The 17,350-nt window shown below is 61.3% G+C and carries 17 protein-coding genes and 1 pseudogene; 7 read left to right on the forward strand and 11 right to left on the reverse strand.

What is annotated here, in order from left to right; genetic code table 11:
- Positions 1-17: 17 nt before the first annotated feature.
- The 3 genes and pseudogenes from ACKLNA_RS05965 to gnd form a co-directional block, all read right to left on the reverse strand.
- Positions 18-826: pseudogene (locus tag ACKLNA_RS05965) on the reverse strand (HAD family hydrolase).
- Positions 823-2,346 carry a glucose-6-phosphate dehydrogenase gene (zwf, locus tag ACKLNA_RS05970; protein WP_408985216.1) on the reverse strand — a complete coding sequence of 508 codons (1,524 nt, stop codon included), beginning with the start codon at positions 2,344-2,346 and terminating at the stop codon, positions 823-825. Before zwf ends, ACKLNA_RS05965 begins: the two are co-directional and overlap by 4 nt.
- Positions 2,343-3,323: a phosphogluconate dehydrogenase (NAD(+)-dependent, decarboxylating) gene (gene gnd, locus ACKLNA_RS05975; protein ID WP_408985217.1), complete on the reverse strand. Its 981-nt coding sequence runs from the start codon at positions 3,321-3,323 to the stop codon at positions 2,343-2,345. The genes zwf and gnd overlap by 4 nt, the downstream gene beginning before the upstream one ends.
- Positions 3,324-3,595: 272 nt before the next feature.
- Between gnd and ACKLNA_RS05980 the strand changes: the two genes are divergently transcribed.
- Both ACKLNA_RS05980 and ACKLNA_RS05985 read left to right on the forward strand, forming a co-directional pair.
- Positions 3,596-3,778: a DUF6026 family protein gene (locus ACKLNA_RS05980; protein WP_408985218.1), complete on the forward strand. Its 183-nt coding sequence runs from the start codon at positions 3,596-3,598 to the stop codon at positions 3,776-3,778.
- A gap of 214 nt (positions 3,779-3,992) precedes the next feature.
- On the forward strand, positions 3,993-5,741 hold the full coding sequence (locus ACKLNA_RS05985) for a phosphoethanolamine transferase CptA (RefSeq protein WP_408985219.1): 1,749 nt from the start codon (positions 3,993-3,995) through the stop codon (positions 5,739-5,741).
- Here ACKLNA_RS05985 and ACKLNA_RS05990 read toward each other — a convergent pair.
- Positions 5,731-5,901: a hypothetical protein gene (locus ACKLNA_RS05990; protein ID WP_408985220.1), complete on the reverse strand. Its 171-nt coding sequence runs from the start codon at positions 5,899-5,901 to the stop codon at positions 5,731-5,733. The genes ACKLNA_RS05985 and ACKLNA_RS05990 overlap by 11 nt on opposite strands.
- On the opposite strand from ACKLNA_RS05990, the gene ACKLNA_RS05995 reads away from it, so the two are divergent.
- Together ACKLNA_RS05995 and ACKLNA_RS06000 are read left to right on the forward strand one after the other, a co-directional pair.
- Positions 5,888-8,134 carry a TonB-dependent siderophore receptor gene (locus tag ACKLNA_RS05995; protein ID WP_408985221.1) on the forward strand — a complete coding sequence of 749 codons (2,247 nt, stop codon included), beginning with the start codon at positions 5,888-5,890 and terminating at the stop codon, positions 8,132-8,134. The two genes, ACKLNA_RS05990 and ACKLNA_RS05995, sit on opposite strands and share 14 nt — an antisense overlap.
- A gap of 185 nt (positions 8,135-8,319) precedes the next feature.
- The gene (locus ACKLNA_RS06000) at positions 8,320-8,526 is read left to right on the forward strand and encodes a hypothetical protein (RefSeq protein WP_408985222.1); all 207 of its coding nucleotides are present in this window, start codon (positions 8,320-8,322) and stop codon (positions 8,524-8,526) included.
- Between the two features lie 83 nt (positions 8,527-8,609).
- Here the strand turns inward: ACKLNA_RS06000 and ACKLNA_RS06005 are convergent, their stop codons facing one another.
- The 7 genes from ACKLNA_RS06005 to ACKLNA_RS06035 all read right to left on the reverse strand — a co-directional run bounded on the left by ACKLNA_RS06005 (position 8,610) and on the right by ACKLNA_RS06035 (position 14,222).
- On the reverse strand, positions 8,610-9,107 hold the full coding sequence (locus ACKLNA_RS06005; RefSeq protein WP_408985223.1) for a GNAT family N-acetyltransferase: 498 nt from the start codon (positions 9,105-9,107) through the stop codon (positions 8,610-8,612).
- A 97-nt stretch (positions 9,108-9,204) separates the two neighbouring features.
- Positions 9,205-9,786: a DinB family protein gene (locus ACKLNA_RS06010; RefSeq protein ID WP_408985224.1), complete on the reverse strand. Its 582-nt coding sequence runs from the start codon at positions 9,784-9,786 to the stop codon at positions 9,205-9,207.
- Between the two features lie 16 nt (positions 9,787-9,802).
- Entirely contained in the window at positions 9,803-10,921 is a 1,119-nt protein-coding gene (gene zapE, locus ACKLNA_RS06015; RefSeq protein ID WP_408985225.1) for a cell division protein ZapE, read from the reverse strand.
- 22 nt (positions 10,922-10,943) lie between these two features.
- The gene (locus tag ACKLNA_RS06020; protein WP_085708179.1) at positions 10,944-11,285 is read right to left on the reverse strand and encodes a nuclear transport factor 2 family protein; all 342 of its coding nucleotides are present in this window, start codon (positions 11,283-11,285) and stop codon (positions 10,944-10,946) included.
- A 51-nt stretch (positions 11,286-11,336) separates the two neighbouring features.
- On the reverse strand, positions 11,337-12,053 hold the full coding sequence (locus ACKLNA_RS06025) for a YafY family protein (RefSeq protein ID WP_114882765.1): 717 nt from the start codon (positions 12,051-12,053) through the stop codon (positions 11,337-11,339).
- 88 nt (positions 12,054-12,141) lie between these two features.
- Positions 12,142-13,101 carry an agmatinase gene (gene speB / locus ACKLNA_RS06030; protein ID WP_114882763.1) on the reverse strand — a complete coding sequence of 320 codons (960 nt, stop codon included), beginning with the start codon at positions 13,099-13,101 and terminating at the stop codon, positions 12,142-12,144.
- A 29-nt stretch (positions 13,102-13,130) separates the two neighbouring features.
- Complete coding sequence (locus ACKLNA_RS06035) at positions 13,131-14,222, reverse strand: polyamine ABC transporter substrate-binding protein (RefSeq protein ID WP_273536360.1); 1,092 nt, start codon at positions 14,220-14,222, stop codon at positions 13,131-13,133.
- Between the two features lie 100 nt (positions 14,223-14,322).
- Here ACKLNA_RS06035 and ACKLNA_RS06040 point away from each other — a divergent pair, with 100 nt between their 5' ends.
- From ACKLNA_RS06040 to ACKLNA_RS06050, 3 genes are all read left to right on the forward strand, one after another.
- A complete protein-coding gene (locus ACKLNA_RS06040; protein WP_408985226.1) occupies positions 14,323-15,222 on the forward strand; it encodes a LysR family transcriptional regulator in 900 nt (299 codons plus the stop codon).
- Positions 15,223-15,321: 99 nt separating this feature from the next.
- Positions 15,322-16,788 (forward strand): nucleobase:cation symporter-2 family protein, encoded by a 1,467-nt coding sequence (locus ACKLNA_RS06045; protein WP_408985227.1) that lies wholly within the window; start codon positions 15,322-15,324, stop codon positions 16,786-16,788.
- A gap of 70 nt (positions 16,789-16,858) precedes the next feature.
- Positions 16,859-17,332: an LEA type 2 family protein gene (locus tag ACKLNA_RS06050; protein WP_408985228.1), complete on the forward strand. Its 474-nt coding sequence runs from the start codon at positions 16,859-16,861 to the stop codon at positions 17,330-17,332.
- Positions 17,333-17,350: the final 18 nt, after the last annotated feature.

Here is a 17,350-nt window from a genome sequence, read left to right on the forward strand (position 1 = left end):
GTTTTTTCATGTATCGATCAACGCGGCAAAATGTGTTTCTCGATGGCCTGCGCCACACCGTCCTCGGTGTTCGGCCCGGTCACCACGTCCGCCTGACGCTTCACGGCGTCTTCTGCCTGCCCATGGCGATAGACAGGCCAGCGACATGAAACATGGCCGGGTCGTTGCCGCCGTCGCCAATCGCAGCGGTCTGCGCCAATGGAACACCGAGATGGGCAGCAATCGTTGCCAGAGCCTCGCCCTTGTTGGCTTCGAGTGCCGTCACGTCCAGATACACAGGCTGCGAACGCGAGACCTGCGCCATGCCCTCGACCTTCGGCAGCAAACGCGCCTCCAGCTCGATAAGCAATTGGGTGTTGTTGCTGGTCGCGACGATCTTGTCGATGCGCTCCAGGTACGGCTCGAAACTGTCGACCACCACCGGCGGATAACCGAGCCCATGCTGCTCCTTGGGCACCATTGGGCCATCAGGATCCTTGAGCAGCCAGTCACCACCGCTGAACACCCAGATTTCGACCTCCGGCTGATCGGCAAACAACGCCAGCGCCGTCAACGCGGCCGTGGCCGGCAGATAGTGAGCAACCAGAATACTGCCGTCCGGATTGACGATCGTGCCGCCGTTGAACGCAGCGGTCGGCAGATCGACGCCAAGCGCCTCGATCTGCTGCAGCATGGCCTTTGGCGGTCGCCCGGTGGCGAGGCTGAACAACACGCCGGCTTCACGCAATGCACGAACTGCATCAATGGTGCGCTGGCTCAGGCTGTGATCGGGCAGCAACAGCGTGCCGTCCATGTCGCTCAGCAGAAAACGGATAGGTTCGCTCATCCGAGACCATGCCAGACGCGACCATCGCGAGTCAGCAGATCATCGGCGGCCTGAGGCCCGTCTTCGCCGGCGGCATAAGGCTGAACGCTCGCATCCTGTTGCCAGGCATCGAGGAACGGCTGCACCGCACGCCAGCCGTTCTCGATGTTGTCGGCGCGCTGGAACAGCGTCTGGTCACCGGTCAGGCAGTCGTAGATCAGGGTTTCGTAGCCGGTGGACGGCTGCATTTCGAAGAAATCCTTATAGGCAAACCCCAGCTCGATGTTGGCCATGTTCAGCGCCGGCCCCGGCCGCTTGGCCAGCAGGTCGAACCACATGCCTTCGTTGGGCTGAATCTGGATACGCAGGTAGGTCGGCTGCAACTCATCGACCTCGGTGTCGCGGAACTGCGCGTACGGCGCCGGTTTAAAGCAGATGACGATCTCGGTGTCGCGCACGCTCATGCGTTTGCCGGTGCGCAGGTAGAACGGCACGCCGACCCAGCGCCAGTTGTCGATCATCACCTTGAGCGCCACGTAGGTTTCGGTGGTGCTGTCGGGCGACACGTTAGCTTCTTCGCGATAACCGGCCAGTGGCTTGCCGTCGATCTCACCGGCGCTGTACTGACCGCGCACCGAATTGGCCCGTGCTTCTTCGGTGGTCCAAGGACGGATCGCACCGACCACCTTGGCCTTCTCGCCCCGTACCGCATCGGCGCCGAACGCGGCCGGCGGCTCCATCGCCACCATGGCCAGCAACTGGAACAGGTGATTGGGCACCATGTCCCGCAGGGCGCCGGTGTGTTCGTAGAAACTGCCACGGGTTTCGACGCCGACGGTTTCGGCGGCGGTGATCTGCACGTGGTCGATGTAGTGGTTGTTCCAGAACGCTTCAAACAGGCTGTTGGAGAACCGGCTGACCAGAATGTTCTGTACGGTTTCCTTGCCCAGATAGTGATCGATCCGGTAGATCTGTTTCTCGCTCATAACCTTGAGCAGGCAGGCGTTCAACGCCTCGGCAGTTTGCAGGTCGGAGCCGAACGGTTTTTCGATCACCACCCTTCTGAAGGCGTCTGGAGTTTCTTCCAGCAGTTTCGCGGCGCCGAGGCGACGCACCACTTCGCTGAAGAAACGTGGAGCGGTGGCCAGGTAGAACACCGCATTGCCAGTGCCGCTGTCAGCGATTTTCGCCGCCAGCGCTGAATAAGTGCTGTCGTCCAGGAAGTCGCCCTGGACGTAGCTGATACCTTTGGCGAGCTTGGCCCACAAGGCCGGATCAAGCATCTGATCACCCTTGCCGACCTTCGCCGCCACTTCGGTACGGATGAAGTCTTCGAGCTTTTGCGCGAAGGCTTCATCGGTAATGGCGTTGTGGTCAACGCCGACGATCCGCAGATTTTCGTCAAGCAAGCCGTCGCGACTGAGGTTGTACAGCGCCGGCATCAGCAAGCGCTTGACCAGGTCGCCGTGGGCACCGAACAAAAACAGCGTGGTCGGTGGTGCGGGTTCTGCCTTGGATTTTCTGCGGATCGTATGGGTCATTTCTTAGGCGTCTCTACGTGGCCGCCGAAGCCGAAGCGCTGGGCCGAGAGGATCTTGTCACCGAACGTGCCCTGACCGCGGGAGCGGTAGCGCGAGAACAGCGAGTTGGACAGCACCGGTACCGGCACCTTTTGTTCCATTGCCGCTTCGATGGTCCATTGACCTTCGCCGCTGTCGGCCACGGAACCGGAGAAACCGTCGAGTTTCGGGTCGACCGCCAGGGCATCGGCGGTCAGGTCGAGCAGCCACGACGACACCACGCTGCCACGACGCCAGACTTCAGCGATGTCGGCCACGTTCAGGTCGAAACGCTGATCTTCCGGCAGCAGCTCGCTGGACTTGGTCTTGAGGATGTCGAAGCCTTCGGCGAAGGCCGCCATCATGCCGTACTCGATACCGTTGTGAATCATCTTCACGAAGTGACCGGCACCGGCAGGACCTGCGTGGATGTAGCCGTGCTCGGCACGGTGATCGTCGGACTTGCGGTCCTTGGTGCGCGGGATGTCGCCCATGCCCGGTGCCAGTGCGGCGAACAGCGGATCCAGACGCTTAACGGTTTCGGCATCGCCGCCGATCATCATGCAGTAGCCGCGCTCCAGGCCCCAGACGCCGCCGGAGGTGCCGACGTCGATGTAGTGCAGGCCCTTTTCGGCCAGGGTCTTGGCCCGGCGGATGTCGTCCTTATAGTTGGTGTTGCCGCCATCGATGATGGTGTCGCCAGCCTCGAGCAGCGTGCTCAGGGTTTCGATGGTGTCTTCGGTCGGCGCGCCGGCCGGCAGCATGACCCACACGGCACGCGGCTTGGCCAGGCCTGAAACCAGAGCAGGCAGATCGGCAACGCCGGTAGAGCCCTCGGCGGCCAGGGTGTCGACAAAGGCGGTATTGCGGTCGTAAACAACGGTGGTGTGACCGTTGAGCATCAGACGCCGTGCAATATTGCCGCCCATGCGGCCCAGTCCAATAATCCCGAGTTGCATGTGCTGATGCTCCTTACTACAAATAAAAGTGTGTCAAAGGTTATAGCCCAACGCTCTCATGGAGGTTAGTCCAGAGCGTCGGTGTGAAGTTTCCGGGCATTGTGCCCGATCCAGACTGATAACGTCGGGAAACGTGGCGAAGACACAACGACCATGAAAAATAAAAAAGTTCCATTCACGAGCAAAAGAAACCAGAATCGGCGCCGATAGCAGATCAGCGCCCTTTATCGGGAGCGATCTGCAGTTGAGACACGCCATTTGCGAGGTGAGCAATGGGCACAGTACACACAGCAATGCCGCCACAAACCCTGTACGTCACGATCCGCCGCGATGAACTTCGTCAGTTGAAGGACGAACGCGACCAGCTTAAACAAGAGCTGGCGCAACTGCGTCTGATGACCCAAGGCGTTGAGCCAAAGCCTCTGCCACGCGTCCAGCGCTCACCCAACGCCTGACCGCCCGCCCGATCCGGGAACCGCAGGCCTGCCGTTCCCGACATGATCCGCCCTCTGCCATTTGCGGCAACTAACGAAGTTTTCACATTCGCTTGTTGATACTCCGGCCCATTCTGCCGTGCGTCTCCGCGCGCGGCTTCCGTTCGTCGGTTTCATGCTCCCGATTTCATGAAACGTCCCGGCGGTGGCAATGGTGACTGAGTTGGAGTGCTGAATGGCATGGTTTAAACGCAGCAAGACTGCTGCGGCAGGTTTTGACTGGGCCGGTTTCATCTGGCTGTTTGTGTTCTTCTGGTACTTCTCCGGTATCACTCAACTGCTGATCCAGCTGACCGGCACCTCGGGCTTCACCGGATTCCGTCAGGCGTTCGTGATGAGCGCAGTCTGGCTGGCGCCGATGCTGCTGTTCCCCAAACGCACCCGTTTGCTCGCCGCCGTGATCGGCGTGGTGCTGTGGGCCTGCTCGATGGCCAGCCTGGGCTATTTCTTCATCTATCAGCAGGAATTCTCCCAGAGCGTCATCTTCATCATGTTCGAGTCGAACGTGTCGGAAGCCGGCGAGTACATCACTCAGTACTTCGCTTGGTGGATGATTCCTGCGTTCCTCGCGCATACCGCCTTCGCCTACTTCCTGTGGACCCGCCTGCGTCCGGTCTACATGCCCCGTGGCCGCGCCTTCGTGGCGGCCATGGCGATCCTGATCGCCGTAGTCGGTTATCCGCTGGTCAAGCAGACCCAGCGCACCGGCAGCTTCGCCGGCGGTTTCGAGAAATTCGAAACCCGCATCGAACCGGCCGTGCCATGGCAGATGGCCGTGGCCTATCACCGCTACCTGGAAACCCTGGGCGAGATGCAGGGCATGCTCCACAGCGCGAGCAAGATCCCGCCACTGCACAACCTCAAGGATGCCGGCGCCAATCAGCCTGCGACCCTGGTGCTGGTGATCGGCGAGTCCACCAACCGCCAGCGCATGAGCCTCTATGGCTATCAGCGCAAGACCACGCCGGAACTGGACAAGCTCAAGGACCAACTGTCGGTCTTCGATAACGTCGTCACCCCGCGTCCGTACACCATCGAAGCGCTGCAGCAGGTGTTGACCTTCGCCGACGAAGAAAACCCGGATCTGTACCTGTCCACGCCGTCGCTGGTCAGCATGATGAAGCAGGCGGGCTACAAGACGTTCTGGATCACCAACCAGCAGACCATGACCAAGCGCAACACCATGCTCACGACCTTCTCCGAACAGGCCGACGAGCAGGTGTACCTGAACAACAACCGCAACCAGAACGCTGCGCAGTACGACGGCGACGTGATCGAGCCGTTCAACAAGGCCCTGACCGACCCGGCACCGCGCAAACTGATCGTCGTGCATCTGCTCGGTACACACATGAGCTACCAGTACCGTTATCCGCCGAGCTACGACAAGTTCCAGGACCGCACTGGCGTTCCGGCCGGTGTGCGTGACGATCAGGTGCCGACCTACAACAGCTATGACAACGCGGTGCTGTACAACGACTTCGTGGTGTCGAGCCTGATCAAGGACTACGCCAAGTCCGATCCGAACGGTTTCCTGTTGTACCTCTCCGACCACGGTGAAGACGTGTTCGACTCGGCGGGTCACACCACCCTGGGTCGTAACGAAAACAAACCGACCGCGCCGATGTACACCATTCCGTTCATGGCCTGGGCGTCGCCGAAGTGGCGTGAAAACCACGACTGGAGTTTTGCCGCCGATCTGAGTCGGCCTTATAGCAGCGCCCACCTGATCCACACCTGGGCGGACCTCGCGGGCTTGAGCTTCGATGAACTGGACCGCAGTAAAAGCGTGGTCAGCGACAGCTTCAAACAGCGTCCCCTGTTGATCGGCAACCCTTACGAGCGCGAACAGCGCGCCCTGATCGACTTCAGTCTGATGAAGCCGAAAAAGCCCGAAGAGGCGCCGAAGGAAGTGGTCAAGCAGTAACCTGAAAAGGGCCGGAAACGGCCCTTTTTTCATTCTGTCGCAACACCTGGAAATGACAATATTTCTCGTTTGTTACTAAATCGCCCTCTCCCGCTTCGTCTTTGAACCAAAGGAAATTTTCCATCGAAGACAAGGAGTCGGCTGCGATGTTCGCGCCCATCACCCGTTCCATGACCCTCACCCTCGGACTGTGCAGCATGGCCCTGAGCCCTGACCTGCTCGCCGAAACCGACGCAGAAAAGCAACCGGAGGCCGCCGCCACGGCCCTCGAACTCGCCTCGACCAGCGTCACCGCCCAAGGCCTGGGCAGCAATACCGAGAACACCGATTCCTACACCACCGGCGCGATGAACACCGCGACGAAGCTGAACCTGTCGATCAAGGAAACCCCGCAATCGGTGTCCGTGGTCACTCGTCAGCAAATGGATGATTTCAAACTCGGCACATTGTCCGAAGCCATGAGCCAGACCACCGGCATCGTGGTGCAGCACAACGATTCGGATCGGGTCAGTTATTCGTCTCGCGGGTACTCGATCAACAACTTCCAGATCGACGGGATGCTCAATACCTTCAGTTACATGAAGTCTGACGCCGACACCATCATCTACGACCGCATCGAAGTGGTACGCGGCGCCACCGGCCTGACCACCGGTGCCGGCGATCCCTCAGCCACGATCAACATGGTACGCAAGCGCCCGACCTCGCAACTGCAGGCATCGGCCGGCGTCAGCGGCGGCAGCTACGACGATTACTACAGTTACGTCGACGTCGGCGGGCCGCTGGCATTCGACGGGCGCCTGCGTGGCCGCAGTGTGCTGGCCTATCGCGACAGCGGTTCGTTCCGCGACAAGTATGCCCTGCAACGGGAGGTCGGCTACGGCATCCTCGAAGCCGACCTCACCGATTCGACCGTGCTTGCGGTCGGTTATGACTATCAGGACAAACAGGTGCAAGGCACCTCGTGGGGCACCACGCCGTACTGGAATGCCGACGGCAGCAAGGCCGGCCTCGGTCGCTCGACCAACATGGCGACTTCGTGGAGCTCGTGGCCGTTGCGCGACAAGACCGCGTTCGCCACCCTCGATCAGCAACTGGCGGCTGGATGGCATTTGAAGGCGGCCTACACCCACCGCAAGAGCGACGGTGACGGCAAAGTCTACTACGCCGGCTCCGGTTACCCTGAACCCGACCGCAGCGGTATGACCGCAACCATCGGCCACATGATCGGCGACCAGAGCATGCGGGCCTACGACCTCAATCTGGCCGGCCCTTACTCGCTGTTTGGCCGTGAACACGAATTGATGTTCGGCTACGGCGAAGCCGAGCGCCGCTCAAGAGATCCGTACAACGTTGATGGCCCGCGTGCATCCGACTACGAAAGCGTGCGTGACTGGAAATACATGGGCGGCATCAACAAGTACCCCGACAAAACCACCAGCCTGCCGAGCTTCAAGGACAGTACGCGGCAAAAGGCGGGCTACCTTGCCACGCGCCTGAGCCTGACCGACGACTGGCACGCGGTGCTGGGCAGTCGCTACGGCAGCTGGGAGGCCTCGAGCAAGACCTACGCCTACGATCAGAACCTGCAACTGACTGGCGTCGACGCCAGCAGCCAGAAACACAACGATATGTGGACACCCTACGCCGGCCTGCTCTACGACCTGACGCCGGAATACACCGCGTACGTCAGCTACACCGACATTTTCAAACCACAGGGCGTGCGTGACGCCAGCCGCAATTACATCGATCCGGTGGTGGGCAGCAATTATGAGGTGGGGCTCAAAGGCAGCTTGCTGGAGGAGCGCCTGAACGTTTCCACCGCAGTGTTCTGGAGCAAACAGGACAACGTCGCCGAGCTCGATGAATCGGCGCTGCCCGATCCGGACACGGGCGAGCAGTTCTACAAGTCCGGCGGCAAGGGCAACAAGGTCAATGGCTTCGAAGCCGAAGTCTCCGGCGAGATACTCGATGGCTGGAACATGACTGCCGGTTACACCTACACCCACTCGGCCAACGGTGAAAAGCAACGCAGCAACACCAATCAGCCGCTGAACATGTTCCGCCTCTCCACCGCCTATCGCCTGCCGGGCAACTGGCATGCGCTGACCGTCGGCGGCGCTCTCAACTGGCAGAGCGATGTTTACGGCAACGCCAAACGGCCGATCGGCCGCAGCACCAACGGCCGGATCATCACAGAACCTGCGCGCATCCGTCAGGAGGCGTACACCGTGGTCAAGCTGATGTCGCGTTATGAGTTCGACAAACACCTGTCGGCATCGCTGAACGTCGACAACCTGTTCGACAAGAAGTACTACGACAACGTCGGTTTCTACAACGGCGTGTACTGGGGCGATCCGCGCACCGTGACACTAAGCCTCGACTGGAAGCTCTGAGCCTTTCCCTGCGATCTGCACGCGTCATCGACGCGTGCAGCCTTCGTTCGATACTCCTTGGAAACAATCGGTAAAACCTGCACGGAACGCGCGTTAACCCCTGGTTAATGCCCTCGACGGAGACTGCGCCTCGAGGCTCTGATTCATGGACGAACGGCTCCGACATTTTTTCGTAGGAGACAACCATGAAAACCACGACTGCACTCCTTGCCGGTCTGATCACACTGGCATCCGCCAGCGCTTTCGCCGAGGGCGGTGCCGAGCGGATGCGCTATCACTGGGAAAACTTCCCGGTCCACACCGCCCAAAGCCAACAGGCTGACACCAAAACCAACGAACTCCACGTTCCGGGCGACCAGACAGCACAGGTCACCGAGCATTACCGTCCGTGATGTAACAAGGTTTACCGATGGACCTGCGATGGCTCCGCTCTGGCTTCGCAGATGACAGTTGGGCGCCCTTCGGGGCGCCTTTTTTATGCCTGCAGTTCCTTGATCCAGAACAGCATGCGCCCGTGATTCGGGTCGAACATGCCCGGCGCAAAACCGAATTTGGCGTAGGAACCCTGAGCGACGGCATTACCTTCGAGCACTTCCAGGGTGATCTTGCAGCAACCGCGCTGACGGGCGATTTCCTCGACCTTGTGCAGCATTTTCTGACTCAGTCCCAATCCTCGAAACTTTGTCACCACCGACACGTCATGCACATTGACCAGTGGCTTGCAGGCGAAGGTCGAAAAGCCCTCGAAACAGTTCACCAGCCCGGCCGGCTCCCCGCCGACAAAGGCCAGGACGCTGAACGCGTGGGGCCGCTTGGCCAGCTCGGCGGGCAGTTGCTGCAACAGTTCGGGGGCAATGGGATGACCGCCACCCATCGGGTCTTCGGCGTAATGATTGAGCACCACACCGATGGCCTCGGCATGCAGCGGGTTGGTATAGCTGGCTTGAAGTACCAAAATCTCTGCGGAATCCATTTCCATCCTCGATCGCACGGGCCCCGGTGCGTTTCATACGCACTGAAAGGCTCACCGACCTTAGCGCGAGGCAGCCTCCGGCCACAACCCGACCGTTTCAGTGCCCCCAGATCAGCTCTTCCGTCCAGCCCAGCTCGACGAAATCCTCGGCCCGCAACCCGGATTCGCCGGCACAGAAAAACTCGTCCAGTTGCGGTGGCTTCACCGGCGTACCGCTGAGCATGGCATGGACCTGGCCACGATGGTGGATCTGATGTTCGAACAGATGCGAAATCATCCGCAGACGGCTGTCGTGTTGCGGCGTGTCCCGGGCAATGGTGACGATGCGCCCCAGATCGGCATCGCGCAGTTGTTCGCAATAGGCGATCAAGCGGCGATCGACGTGCGCCTGTTCGCGGCGCAAGGCCTGCGCCTCGGTGAAGGGTTCGTCTGCATTGAAGAACACGTAGCAGTCGGGATGCGGTTCGTCACCGCGCAACTCGCGCTCCAGCGCATCGACGTAGAACCAGTCGCAGGTGAGGATGTGGTTGAGGGTCAGGCGAATGCTCGGGAAGAAACTGACCCGTGGCGCTGCCAGCTCCCCGTCTTCGAGCTGGCTCCAGGCCTTGGCCAGTCGATGGTTGGCCCAGGCGTTCTGATAGGCCATGGTCAGCAAATGGTGGGACAGTGGCTGAGTCATGTCGCGCCTCCATGTTTCAGGTCTCGGCGAAGCGTTGCAGTTGCATCTCCTGCAAACGGCTGAGGGTCCGGCGGAACGGGAATTCCAGGTAGCCCTCGGTGTACAGCGCATCCATCGGCACTTCGGCCTCGATGTACAACGGCACCTTGCGGTCGTAGCACTCGTCGACCAGCGCGATGAAGCGGCGCACGCCGTCGTCGTGAACCGAGAGTTGCGGCAATTCGCGATCGCCGGCCACCACCCGCTCCGCGCCATCCTCGGTGCCACGGGCAATCCGCCCTTCGCGCTTTTGTGCGCTCAGGTTCGGCACCTCGCTCAACAGGATAGCCCGGTAGCTGTCGCACAGCGCGATGAAGTCCATGGCCGCGAAGGGTTGCTCGCACAGGTCGGCGTAACGGCACCACAAAACGGACTCGCTGGCTTTCACGACATTCAAGGCGCGATAGCCGACCGGCACCGGATCCGAGCTGGCACCCTGTCCGGCCGTCAACGAATCGAACACCCCGGCCAGCGCACAATCCTGCTCCGGCGCCGCCACCCAATAACGTTGCTCGAGGGCCCCCGGATGCAATCGATGATCTTCGGCGCCGTTCACCGCGACCACCTGCATGTGTTGCTTGATCGCCGTGATCGCCGGCAGGAAGCGGTCGCGGTTGAATCCGTCGGCGTACAACTGATCCGGCGGCAGGTTGGAGGTGCAGACCACCACCACGCCTTCGTCGAACATCACCTGGAACAACCGGCCGAGGATGATCGCATCGCCGATGTCATTGACGAACAGCTCGTCGAAACACAGCACCCGCACTTCGGCCGCCAGTTCCCGGGCCAATGCCCGCAGCGGATCGGCGATACCCGTCAGTTGAAACGAGCGCTGGTGGACCCAGCCCATGAAGTGATGAAAGTGCTGCCGCCGCGCCGGCACCCGCAGGCTTTGATGGAACTGGTCCATCAGCCAGGTCTTGCCGCGCCCGACCGGGCCCCACAGGTAGACGCCGGTGACCGAGCGGGCACCGGCGTGCAGGGCTTCATGGCATTTTTGCAACGCCCAGACCGCGTGCTCCTGGGCTTCATCCTGGATGAAGCCCTTGTGCTCGACGGCATGTTGCCAGGCGCTTAAGGGGGAGTCGAAAGTCATGCGCGGCAGTATGCCACGATGGCTACACGGAAATATCCAGCCGTGCGATTTTGCCCTGCTCGTTGAGGCGGAAGGTGTAGCGCAGCTCCAGCGGGCTGCCGGGAAACGTCCCGGAAATCAGCCCTTGCACCAGCACTTTGCCGGTGCGCTGCTGGACGCCGAGCACCTCGACCCGTGGCTGATAGCGCTGGGCGGTGTCTTGCATCCAGTCGGCGATGGCCTGCGGGCCGACCTGATGACGGCCTTCATCAAACACATGGGCATCCTCGGCGAAAAAACTGCCGACCCGGGACGTATCGCGAGCATTGGCGGCGTTGATGTACTCAACGATGGCCGGGGCGAGTATCGAGGTGGGATGGAACATGAGTGCAACTCCTTGTTTTCGGTTCTGACGCCATCCTAGAACAGCTCTGCGTCAGTTTTTGTCAGGAGTGAAACGCCCGTTGTCATCCAGTTGCATCTGTCGCTGCCAGGTGCGCAGCAGGTCGCTGCGGCGTCCCGGATAACGCTCGCCCTGCAGGCTGGCGGCGGCAATCCGGTCGGTGCGAAACGTGCGATAGGCGCTGCGCAACTCGCACCACGCGACGATGATCCGCACCTCGTTGAGAAACCCCAGCGCCAAAGGCCAGATCAAGCGCTGGCTCGGCACCTGTTGTGCGTCGGCATAATCGATGTGCAGCTTGGCCTGATCGCGGATTGCCTGACGAAACACATTCAGCGGCACCACGTTCTGTGGGAACCCGTAACCGGGCGGCCCGGGCATCACCGTCGGATTGCGCATCGCCTCCTGAGCCTGGGGATCCAGCACCGCCGCAATTTTTGCCAGCGCATCCGCTGCGGCTTTGCTCAGGACCTCGTCGCCGCGCTGATCGACGTAACGCAAGCCCAGAACGATGGCTTCGGTCTCATCGGCGTTGAGCATCAAGGGTGGCAGAAACAAACCGCTGCGCAGCACATAACCGATGCCCGCCTCGCCGTGGATCGGCGCGCCGAGGGCCGTCAGTTCGGCGATGTCGCGATAGAGGGTGCGTTCGGAGATTTCCAGCTCGGACGCCAGCGTCGCCGCCGTCACCGGGCGTTTCTTGCCGCGCAACACTTGCAGCAAAGTCAGTAAACGAGTGGTTCGCGACACGATGCGGGGCTCAGGACGGAAATTTGCCGGAGCTTAGCAGAGCCTGGTGTCAGAAATTGTCAGGAGCTTTCACCAGGCTCAGAGCCGGTCACGCGTCGACTTTGTGCCTTGCCGCGTACAGACACAGCATCTCCATCGCCAGCGTCGCCGCCGCCAGCGACGTCACGTCCGCATGGTCGTACGCCGGGGCTACTTCCACCACGTCCATGCCCACCAGATTGATCCCGCGCAGACCGCCAAGGATTTCCAGCGCCTGCACCGTGCTCAACCCGCCGCAGACCGGCGTCCCGGTGCCCGGAGCAAACGCTGGATCCAGACAGTCGATGTCGAACGTCAGGTACACCGGATTGTCCCCGACCCGCGCGCGAATGGCCTCGACAATCGCCTCGCAGCCACGGCGATGCACCTGCCGCGCGTCCAGCACCTGAAAGCCCTGATGATCGTCATTGGTGGTGCGCAAGCCGATCTGCACCGAGCGCGCCGGATCCACCAGCCCTTCCCGCGCCGCGTGCCAGAACATGGTGCCGTGGTCGACCCGTTTGCCGCCCTCGTCCGGCCAGGTGTCGCTGTGGGCGTCGAAGTGGATCAGCGACAGCGTGCCGTGCTTGCGTGCATGGGCCTTGAGCAGCGGATAGCTGATGAAGTGATCGCCGCCGAAGGTGAGCATCGCGCTGCCGGAGCTGAGGATGTGCTCGGCGTGGGCCTCGATGCTTTCCGGAATGGTGTGCGGCGAGCCGTAATCGAAGTCGCAATCGCCGTAGTCGATCACCGCCAGATGATCGAACGGGTCGAACGCCCAGGGCCAGTGCCGTTCCCAGGCGATCCCGGTGGACGCCGCACGAATCCCGCGCGGCCCGAAACGGGCGCCCGGACGGTTGCTGGTGGCGGTGTCGAACGGCACACCGCTGACGGCCACGTCCACACCGCGCAAGTCACGGCTGTAGCGCCGGCGCATGAAACTGGTGATCCCGGCGTAGGTGCTTTCGGCAGCAGTGCCGTAAAGGCTGTGACGGGTCAGGGCCTGATCGTTTTGCATTGGCACGTCCATCGATGTGCTCCTTTGGTCTTTATCCAGGGTTATTGATGGCTACGGAAAGTGGTCCACAGACGCGTGCGCTGACGCATGTCCTTGAGGCTCATGCTGCGGTCGGCGTACAACCGCTCGCGCACTTCGGGTTTCGGGTAAATGTCCGGATCGTTGCGCACCGCTTCGTCCACCAGCGGCGTGGCGGCCTGGTTGGCGGTGGCGAAGAACAGTGTGTTGGTCAGCGCCGCCACGGATTCGGGGCGCAACATGAACTCGATGAAGGCCCGCGCAGCTTCCGGGTGCGGCGCGTCCTTGGGGATGGCCAGGTTGTCCTGCCACACCAGCGTGCCCTCTTTCGGGATCCGGTAGGCGACTTCGAACGGCTTGTTGGCCTTGCGCGCCTGATCGGCGGCCATGCTTGCGTCACCGTTGTAGGTCAGCGCCAGGCACACGCTGCCGTTGGCCAGATCACTGATCTGCCGACCCGTGGCGACGTAGAGCACCGAGGGTTGCAACTTCTGCAACAAGGCTTCGGCGGCGGCCAGATCGTTCTTGTCGGTGCTGTAGGGATCCTTGCCGAGGTAGTGCAGCGCCAGACCGATCACTTCCTGCGGCGAATCGAGAATGGCGATCCCGCAATCCTTGAGCTTGCTGGCGTATTCGGGCTTGAACAGCAGATCAAGGCTGTTGAGCGGCACGTCCGGCAACCGCTGCTTGACTGCTTCGACGTTCATGCCCAGACCGAGCGTGCCCCAGGTGTAGGGCACGCCGTAGCGATTGCCGGGATCAACCGCCGCCAGTTTTTCCAGCAGATCCGGATCGAGGTTGGCGTAACCCTTGAGCCCGTCGTGAGGGATCTCCTTCAATGCGCCGGCTGCAAGTCCCCGGGCCAGCACGCTGGACGACGGCACCACCACGTCGTAGCCGCTGCCGCCGGTGAGCAGTTTGGTTTCCAGCACCTCGGAGGTGTCGAAGGTGTCGTAGCGCACATGAATACCGGTTTCCTTTTCGAAGCGCTGCAGGGTTTCCGGCGCCACGTAATCGGCCCAGCTATAGAGGTTGAGCGTCTTGTCCTCGGCCTGGGCGGCGATGGAGACGGAGAGCAACAGCGCGGGCAAACACAGCTTGAACAAGGGAGCCATGACGAAACACCTGACCAGAGGAAGTGGTGGCAGGATGCGCTGTCGGATACATTGCAAAAATATCAAGTTTGTTAACCTGACTTTACGCCGGAGTAATGTAATGCTCAGTCAGCTCCACGATGTCGATTTGCAGCTGCTGCGCCTGTTTCTCGGGGTGGTCGAGTCCAATGGTTTCAGCGCCGCCCAAGGTGAGCTGGGGCTGAGCCAGTCGAGCATCAGCCAGCAAATGGCCAAGCTTGAAACCCGTATCGGCTATCGGGTGTGCAACCGTGGCAAGGGTGGTTTCAGCCTTACTCCCAAAGGCGAGCGACTGCTGATTGCGGCGCGCAGCCTGTTCGATTCCATTGAGACCTTCCGCCATCAATCCAACGGCGTCGCCGGGCGTTTGATCGGCGAAGTGCGGCTGGGCCTGTCGGAAGCGGTCGATCAATCGGTGCTGCAACGGGTGGCCGAGGCGATCCGGCGGTTTCGCGAGCGGGACGAATCGGTGCGCATCGAGCTGATCAGCGCCATGCCCGGCGAAATGGAGCGCTTGCTGCTGCAACAGCGGCTGGACCTGGCCATCGGTTACTTCTCCCAGGTGCAGAGCGCCTTTGATTACCGCGAATTGTTCAGCGAAACCCAGCATCTGTATTGCGCGCCCGGCCATCCGCTGTTCACCAACGATGCCCCCGATGAAGCGGCGTTGCAGGCCTGTGACCGGGTCGATCATCCGTACCGTTTTCTGCGCAGTGACGAACCGTTCCAGGGCAAGGTCTGCTCGGCGCGCTCCGAGCAGGTCGAAGGCACCCTCGCCTTCATCCTGTCGGGTAAACATCTCGGTTACCTGCCCAGCCATTACGCCCGTCAATGGCAGGACAAAGGGCTGCTGCGTCCGGTACTGGAAGGCGAGTTGAGCTTTGAAGTGGCGTTCCATCTGGCTCGCCATCGGGCACAGGTGCCGGGGGATGCACAGAAGGCGTTTGAAGAAGATCTGCTGTCAGCCTTTGGTCGAACCTGACCTTTTGGGCAGTTTTAATGCGTTGCCCTCGCTCCCCGCTTGCGGCATCCTGCGCACCCATTTTCCGACCCGGCCCCGCATTGCGGAACGCAAACCACCATGACCGTCTCTGAAAAAGCCCCGCGCAACAACGATCTCATCTACGGTCTCAACGACCGCCCGCACTTCACCGCGACGGTGTTTGCCGCGCTGCAACACGTGCTGGCCAGCTTCGTCGGCATCATCACCCCGACCCTGATCATGGGCGGCGCCCTCGGCCTGCAAAGCGAAATCCCGTACCTGATCAGCATGGCGCTGTTCGTGTCCGGCCTCGGCACCTTCGTTCAGGCCAAGCGTTTCGGCCCGGTCGGCTCGGGGCTGCTGTGCCTGCAGGGCACCAGTTTTTCCTTTATCAGCGTGATTCTCAGCGCCGGTTTCATGGTCAAGGCCCGGGGCGGCGGCACCGATGAGATCCTGTCGACGATCTTCGGCGTGTGTTTCTTCGCCGCGTTCATCGAAGTGGTCCTGAGCCAGTTCATCGGCAAGCTGCGCATGCTGATCACCCCGGTAGTGACCGGCACCATCATTACGCTGATGGGCCTGTCGCTGATCAAGGTGGCAATGACCGACATTGCCGGCGGCTTCGGCGCGGCGGACCTGGGCGCGGGCAGTCATGTGTTCCTGGCGGCGCTGGTGCTGGGCACCATCGTGGTATTGAACCGGGTCGACGTGCCGTTCCTGCGCCTGGGCGCGATCGTCATCGGCCTGACCCTCGGCTACGTGGTGGCGTGGCTGATGGGCACCGTGGATTTCGCCAACCTGCCCGAGGTGCCGGTGGTCAGCGTGCCGGTGCCGTTCAAGTACGGCTTCAACTTCGACTGGGTGGCGTTTGTGCCGGTGGCGGTAATTTTCCTGGTGTCGCCACTGGAAGCCGCCGGTGACCTGACGGCCAACTCGATGATTTCCCGGCAACCGGTCAAAGGCCCGTTGTACATCCGCCGGATCAAGTCCGGGCTGCTGGCGGACGGCCTCAACTCGGCGATGGCTGCGGTGTTCAACAGCATGCCGATGGTGACCTTCGCCCAGAACAACGGAGTGATTCAGCTCACCGGCGTGGCCAGCCGCTACGTGGCATTCTTCATTGCCGGGCTGCTGGTGTTGCTGGGTCTGTTCCCGATGATCGGCGCGGTGCTGCAACTGATGCCGAAACCGGTGCTCGGTGGCGCGGAGCTGGTGATGTTCGGCACCGTGGCGGTGGCCGGGATCAAGATCCTCGCCGAGGCCGGCCTGCATCGGCGCAACATGCTGATCGTGGCGATTTCGGTCGGTATGGGCCTGGGCATCGCCGCCGTGCCGGAAGTGCTGCGCGAACTGCCGCAGGCGCTGCGCAATATCTTCGAGTCGCCGATCACCGTCGGTGCGTTGTGTGCGATCGTGTTGAACATCTTCCTGCCGGAAGAATTCATCGAACTGGAAGAGGATGATTTCGACCCGGAAGCCTCTATCCTTCAGGTCATGGAAAACCCGGACGTGCCGGCCAAAGCTGAACCTGCCTCCCAGGCCGCTGTCGCACAGTTGAACCGTTGATCCTGTCCGCTCGATGAAAAAAGGGCTGATACCGGTAACGGTTCAGCCCTTTTTCAATGAGAGAGCATCAATGCGTCGTACCCAAGCCGTCATCCTGTCCCTGCTTCTGCTCTCCCTCAGTGCTTGTGCGCTGTTTCCCAACCGTGATCCGGTGAACATCAACGTGGTCGGCGTCGAACCGCTGCCGAGCCAGGACCTGGAAGTGCGCTTCGCCATCAAGCTGCGGGTGCAGAACCCCAACGAAACCGCCATCGACTACAACGGCATCGCGCTGGATCTTGATGTGAACGGGCATTCGTTCGCGTCCGGTGTCAGCGATCAAAGCGGTTCCATCCCACGGTTCTCCGAAGCCATCGTCAGTGTCCCGGTGAGCATTTCGGCGTTCTCGGTGTTGCGCCAGACCCTGGGCCTGAGCCAGACCCAAACCCTGGACAACTTGCCTTATGTGTTGCGCGGCAAACTGGCGGGCGGTGTGTTTGGCACCATGCGTTTTGTCGACAGCGGCAAGCTCAGCCTGCCGCGAGCCAGTGCCGCAACCTGGTAAAGATGCGGTAGCCTGCAC

It is taken from the genome of Pseudomonas sp. UV AK001, from assembly GCF_046097675.1.
GTDB classification, from domain to species: Bacteria; Pseudomonadota; Gammaproteobacteria; order Pseudomonadales; family Pseudomonadaceae; genus Aquipseudomonas; species Aquipseudomonas kribbensis.

Excerpts from the sequence above, each read along its gene's own strand:
- ACKLNA_RS06045 (WP_408985227.1), top strand. The coding sequence starts at position 15,322 with ATGACCGTCTCTGAAAAAGCCCCGCGCAACAACGATCTCATCTACGGT.
- ACKLNA_RS06020 (WP_085708179.1), bottom strand. The coding sequence starts at position 11,285 with ATGTTCCATCCCACCTCGATACTCGCCCCGGCCATCGTTGAGTACATC.
- ACKLNA_RS05995 (WP_408985221.1), top strand. The coding sequence starts at position 5,888 with ATGTTCGCGCCCATCACCCGTTCCATGACCCTCACCCTCGGACTGTGC.
- ACKLNA_RS06035 (WP_273536360.1), bottom strand. The coding sequence starts at position 14,222 with ATGGCTCCCTTGTTCAAGCTGTGTTTGCCCGCGCTGTTGCTCTCCGTC.
- gnd (WP_408985217.1), bottom strand. The coding sequence starts at position 3,323 with ATGCAACTCGGGATTATTGGACTGGGCCGCATGGGCGGCAATATTGCA.
- zwf (WP_408985216.1), bottom strand. The coding sequence starts at position 2,346 with ATGACCCATACGATCCGCAGAAAATCCAAGGCAGAACCCGCACCACCG.
- ACKLNA_RS06040 (WP_408985226.1), top strand. The coding sequence starts at position 14,323 with ATGCTCAGTCAGCTCCACGATGTCGATTTGCAGCTGCTGCGCCTGTTT.
- ACKLNA_RS05985 (WP_408985219.1), top strand. The coding sequence starts at position 3,993 with ATGGCATGGTTTAAACGCAGCAAGACTGCTGCGGCAGGTTTTGACTGG.
- ACKLNA_RS05990 (WP_408985220.1), bottom strand. The coding sequence starts at position 5,901 with ATGGGCGCGAACATCGCAGCCGACTCCTTGTCTTCGATGGAAAATTTC.
- ACKLNA_RS06050 (WP_408985228.1), top strand. The coding sequence starts at position 16,859 with ATGCGTCGTACCCAAGCCGTCATCCTGTCCCTGCTTCTGCTCTCCCTC.
- ACKLNA_RS06005 (WP_408985223.1), bottom strand. The coding sequence starts at position 9,107 with ATGGATTCCGCAGAGATTTTGGTACTTCAAGCCAGCTATACCAACCCG.
- ACKLNA_RS05980 (WP_408985218.1), top strand. The coding sequence starts at position 3,596 with ATGGGCACAGTACACACAGCAATGCCGCCACAAACCCTGTACGTCACG.
- ACKLNA_RS06000 (WP_408985222.1), top strand. The coding sequence starts at position 8,320 with ATGAAAACCACGACTGCACTCCTTGCCGGTCTGATCACACTGGCATCC.
- ACKLNA_RS06010 (WP_408985224.1), bottom strand. The coding sequence starts at position 9,786 with ATGACTCAGCCACTGTCCCACCATTTGCTGACCATGGCCTATCAGAAC.
- zapE (WP_408985225.1), bottom strand. The coding sequence starts at position 10,921 with ATGACTTTCGACTCCCCCTTAAGCGCCTGGCAACATGCCGTCGAGCAC.
- speB (WP_114882763.1), bottom strand. The coding sequence starts at position 13,101 with ATGGACGTGCCAATGCAAAACGATCAGGCCCTGACCCGTCACAGCCTT.